The 4814-nt window shown below is 71.5% G+C and carries 5 protein-coding genes and 1 pseudogene; 5 read left to right on the forward strand and 1 reads right to left on the reverse strand.

Going from position 1 to position 4814, the window contains the following annotated elements; all coding sequences use genetic code 11:
- From GT354_RS44285 to GT354_RS44295, 3 genes are all read left to right on the forward strand, one after another.
- Window positions 1–606: iron chelate uptake ABC transporter family permease subunit (locus tag GT354_RS44285; RefSeq protein ID WP_161362868.1), on the forward strand; the 606-nt coding region annotated here is incomplete at its 5' end.
- The gene (gene fepG / locus GT354_RS44290; RefSeq protein WP_346012454.1) at window positions 603–1736 is read left to right on the forward strand and encodes an iron-enterobactin ABC transporter permease; all 1134 of its coding nucleotides are present in this window, start codon (window positions 603–605) and stop codon (window positions 1734–1736) included. The genes GT354_RS44285 and fepG, both read left to right, overlap by 4 nt.
- Before the next feature lie 77 nt (window positions 1737–1813).
- Complete coding sequence (locus GT354_RS44295; protein WP_161362870.1) at window positions 1814–2677, forward strand: ABC transporter ATP-binding protein; 864 nt, start codon at window positions 1814–1816, stop codon at window positions 2675–2677.
- A gap of 87 nt (window positions 2678–2764) precedes the next feature.
- Here the strand turns inward: GT354_RS44295 and GT354_RS44300 are convergent, their stop codons facing one another.
- Window positions 2765–3271, reverse strand: coding sequence for an Lrp/AsnC family transcriptional regulator (locus GT354_RS44300; protein ID WP_161362872.1), 507 nt, complete (start codon window positions 3269–3271; stop codon window positions 2765–2767).
- A gap of 121 nt (window positions 3272–3392) precedes the next feature.
- Between GT354_RS44300 and pdhA the strand changes: the two genes are divergently transcribed.
- Together pdhA and GT354_RS44310 are read left to right on the forward strand one after the other, a co-directional pair.
- On the forward strand, window positions 3393–4499 hold the full coding sequence (gene pdhA, locus GT354_RS44305; protein WP_161362874.1) for a pyruvate dehydrogenase (acetyl-transferring) E1 component subunit alpha: 1107 nt from the start codon (window positions 3393–3395) through the stop codon (window positions 4497–4499).
- Between the two features lies 1 nt (window position 4500).
- Window positions 4501–4814, forward strand: a pseudogene (locus tag GT354_RS44310) (alpha-ketoacid dehydrogenase subunit beta); the annotation flags it as partial.

Genomic DNA, 4814 nt, shown 5'->3' on the forward strand with positions numbered 1-4814 from the left:
GTGTACGCGATCGGCTCGCGCGGGCGCGGCGGCGCGACGCCGGTCCGGCTGACCCTGGCGGGCGTCGCGGTGGGCGCCGTGCTCGGCGGGGTCTCCTCGGGCATCACCCTGCTGGATCCGACCACGTTCGACCGGATGCGTTTTTGGGCGGCGGGCTCGATCGCCGGCCGGCAGTGGGACGGCCTGGAGCAGGTCGCGCCGTTTCTGCTGCTCGGACTGCTGGTGGCCGCGACCTTGCCGCGCGCGCTCAACGCGGTGGCCCTGGGCGGCGACACCGCTCGCGCGCTCGGGGTGGACGTCAACCGCACGCGGGTGCTCTCGGTGATCGCGATCACGCTGCTGTGCGGGGGTGCGACGGCGGTCGCCGGGCCGATCGGTTTCGTGGGGCTGATGGTGCCGCACGTGGCGCGCTGGATCGTCGGCCCGGACCAACGCTGGATCCTGCCGTACACCCTCGTCCTGGCCCCGATCCTGCTGCTCGTCGCCGACATCCTGGGCCGTCTGGTGGTTCGGCCGGGAGAGCTCCAGGTCGGCATCGTGACGGCGTTCGTGGGCGTGCCCGTGCTGATCGTGCTGGTTCGCCGGCAGAAGGCGAGTGGACTGTGAAGACGGCCCCGACGCCGGCCCCGCCGGACTCCGCCGACGGCCGGGCGGCGGACACGACCGCCCCGCGTGCCGCACGGCGCGTCCCGGTCGACTTCGGTCGGAAGGTAGGCGTGGTCCGGGTCGCCGGCGGGCGATGCTCGCTGCGCGTGGATGTGCGGGCCGCGCTCGTGTGTCTACTCCTGCTCGCGGTGAGCGCGGGCGTGGGGATCCTGGCCCTGGGCACCGGCGAGTACGAACTCTCGCCGGCGCAGGTGACCGAGGCACTGTTCGCCGACGTGCCCGCGAAGGTGCACATGGTCGTGATCGAGTGGCGGCTGCCCCGAGTGCTGCTGGCGCTGCTCGCGGGTGCCGCGCTCGGGGTCAGCGGCGCCATCTTCCAGTCGCTGACCCGCAATCCGCTCGGCAGCCCGGACGTCATCGGCTTCGACACGGGCGCCAACACCGGGGCACTCGTGGTGATCATGCTCGTGCACGGCGGCTACTACCAGGTCGCGGCGGGCGCGCTGGTGGGCGGCGTGGCGACGGCGGCGATCGTGTACCTGCTGGCCTACCGGCAGGGTGTGCAGGGCTTTCGGCTGATCATCGTCGGGATCGGCATCAGCGCGTTGCTCGCCTCGGTGAACACGTGGATGACGGTCAAGGCCGACCTGGAGACCGCGATGGCGGCGGCGGTGTGGGGCGCCGGGTCGCTCAACGGCCTCGGCTGGGAGCAGGTCGCTCCGGTGACGGTCGTGTTCGCGATCCTGCTGCCGATCGCCGTGCTCCTGGGCCGGCGGATGCGGATTCTGGAAATGGGCGACGACGCCGCCCGGGCCCTCGGCGTGCGCACCGAGCCGACCCGGATCGCCTTGGTGGTCGTCGGCGTCGCGCTGACCGCCATGGTCACCGCCGCGGCCGGACCGATCTCGTTCGTCGCGCTGGCCGCGCCGCAACTGGCCCGCCGGATCGCCCGTAGCCCGGGCGTGGCGGTGCTGCCGTCGGCCGCGATGGGCGCGGCGCTGCTGACGACCGGCGACTGGCTCGCCCAGCGCCTGTTCGCGCCGACCCAACTGCCGGTCGGCGTGGTGACGGTCAGCATCGGGGGCGCCTACCTGATTTGGCTGCTGCTGGGCGAGGCGAGGCGGCAGTGACGTCGTGGACGGCACGGCCGCCCAAAGAACACCCCTACCGGTCCGAGCCGGACCTGTACAGAACGGACTCCACCCCGATGACGAGCACCGAAGCCCGCCCCGCGGCACAAGCCGGCGCCACCACGTCGCGCCTGTGGGCAGAGGGCCTGACGATCGGCTACGACGCGCGTGTGGTGGCCCGGGACCTCGCCGTCCGGATCCCGGACGGGGCCGTCACCGCGATCATCGGCCCGAACGCGTGCGGCAAGTCCACGCTGCTGCGCGCGCTGTCGCGCCTGCTCAAGCCGGCGGCCGGAGCGGTGTACCTGGACGGTCGGACAATCTCGTCCTACCCGGCGAAGGAAGTGGCCCGCCGGCTCGGCCTGCTCCCGCAGACCTCCATCGCCCCGGACGGGATCACCGTGGCCGACCTGGTCGCCCGCGGCCGCTATCCGCACCAAAAGCTGCTTCGCCAGTGGTCCGACGAGGACGAGGCCGCGGTGTCGAGCGCCTTGGCCGCGACCGGCACCACCGACCTGTCGCCCCGCCTGGTCGACGAACTCTCGGGCGGCCAACGGCAACGCGTGTGGGTGGCCATGGTCCTGGCGCAACAGAGCCCCCTGTTGCTGCTCGACGAACCCACCACGTTCCTCGACATCGCACATCAGATCGAGCTGCTCGAACTCCTCCGCGACCTCAACGAGCGTGACGGCTACACCCTGGTCGCGGTCCTGCACGACCTCAACCACGCGTGTCGCTACGCCGATCACGTCATCGCGATGCGCGACGGCACGGTGATCGCCACCGGCCCGCCCCGCGAGGTGGTCACGGCCGACCTGGTCGAGAACGTCTTCGGCCTGCCCTGCCGGGTGATCGACGATCCGGTCTCGGGCATGCCGCTGGTCATCCCGCTCGGCCGCCGGCGCGGACACCACACGGCCGGCGAGACCTTCGAGCGTTGATCCCGCCGTCGGTCGGTCCCTCATTGCGTGCCCATGCCCGGGTGCCCGCCGCCCGCTTCGAACGCGTGGACGGGCGCGGCGGGTGGGTCACGGGCCCGCGGCCCAGTCGATCGCGCGGCCCGGGGACTCCTCGAAGACCAGCCAGGTGCGGGTGGACAGCACGTTCGGGATGCTCTGGATCTGTTCCAGGACCACTTCGCGCAGGGCGGTGTTGTCGGGGGTGCGGACCAGGGCCAGTACGTCGTAGTCGCCGCCGACCAGGGCGAAGTGCTCGATGTAGGAGATCTGTCGAAGGCGCTCGCAGACGCCGCGCCACGCGTTCTGCCGCAGGGTCACGGTGACGTACGCACTGGTGCCCAGCCCCACCCGGGCGGGGTTCAGGCGCGCGGTGAACCCCGAGATGGTGCCGTCGTCCACCATCCGACCGACCCGCGCGTACGCGTTGGCCCGGGATATGTGGACCCGTTCGGCGAGCGCGCGGACCGAGATCCGACCGTCGTCCACGAGCGCGGCGACGATGGCCCGGTCGGTCTTGTCGAGAGGGGTGACCAAACGTCCCGGCTCCGCGCTTGTCGATGCCTCTTCGGGCGACATATGGCTCTCCTTCTGGGCGGGATTCGGCACTCTATCGCGGGATTTCGCAAACCCTTGATCACATATGGACGCCCGAGGACGATTCCCTTGTCAATCGTCCAACGAAAGCGAGCGTCCTTCGATGTCCGCGAAGATCCTGCGCCAGACCGTGCAGAGTTTCCTTCCCTCGCTCGCGCCCGTGCGCTTCGTGGCCGAGGACGGTACCGCCGTGAAGCCGCCGGTCGATTACCGCGAGCCGGCCGACGAAGTGCTGCGCGAGGCGTATCGGCTGATGGTGCTGGGGCGTCGGTTCGACACCCAGGCCACCGCCCTGACCAAGCAGGGCCGGCTCGCCGTGTACCCCTCCAGCCGCGGCCAGGAGGCGTGCCAGATCGCCGGCGTGCTCGCGCTGCGCGAGGACGACTGGCTGTTCCCGACCTACCGCGATTCGGTGGCCCTGGTCTCGCGGGGCGTGGACCCGGTCGAGGTGCTGACCCTGCTGCGCGGGGACTGGCACTGCGGTTACGACCCGGTGGCCACCCGGGTGGCGCCGCAGTGCACGCCGCTGGCCACCCAGGTCCTGCACGCCACCGGCATGGCCGAGGCGATGCGGCGCAAGGGCGAGGACGGTGTGGCGATGGCGTTCGTCGGCGACGGCGGGACCAGCGAGGGCGACTTCCACGAGGCGCTCAACTTCGCGGCGGTGTTCCGGGCGCCGGTGGTGTTCTTCGTACAGAACAACAAGTACGCGATCTCGGTACCGCTGGCCCGGCAGAGTGCGGCGCCCGCGCTGGCGTACAAGGGCGTCGGATACGGCGTGCGGTCCGAGCAGGTGGACGGCAACGATCTGGTGGCGGTGCTGTCCGTGCTGACGGCCGCGGTCGAGCACGCGCGCGCCGGCAACGGCCCGTTCCTGGTGGAGGCGCACACCTACCGGATGGACGCGCACACCAACGCCGACGACGCGACGCGCTACCGCGACGACGCCGAGGTGGAGGGGTGGCGCGCGGCCGATCCGCTGGCCCGCCTGGAGACCTGGTTGCGGGCACGCGGCGTCCTCACCGATGACGACGTGGCCGCCGACGTGGCCGCCGCCGAGGAGTTCGCCGCACAACTGCGGACGCGGATGAACACCGACGTCGAGGTGGATCCGCTGGAGTTGTTCGATCACGTCTTCGCCGAGCCCACCCCGCAGTTGCGCGAGCAACGCGCGCTGCTGGTGGCCGAGTCGACTGCCCAGGAGGACTGAGATGGCGACCGTGACGATGGCGCACGCGCTGAACACCGCGCTGCGCGACGCGCTCGAAACGGACGAGCGGGTGCTGGTGTTCGGCGAGGACGTCGGCCCCCTGGGCGGCGTCTTTCGGATCACCGACGGGTTGACCCGGGACTTTGGCGAGGACCGCTGCTTCGACACCCCGCTCGCCGAGGCCGGCATCGTCGGCCTGGCGGTCGGGATGGCGATGGGCGGCTTCCGGCCGGTGGTGGAGATGCAGTTCGACGCGTTCGCCTACCCGGCGTTCGAGCAGATCGCCTCGCACGTGGCGAAACTGCGCAACCGCAC

The sequence above is a fragment of the Streptomyces sp. SID3343 genome, assembly GCF_009865215.1.
Lineage (GTDB): Bacteria > Actinomycetota > Actinomycetes > Streptomycetales > Streptomycetaceae > Embleya.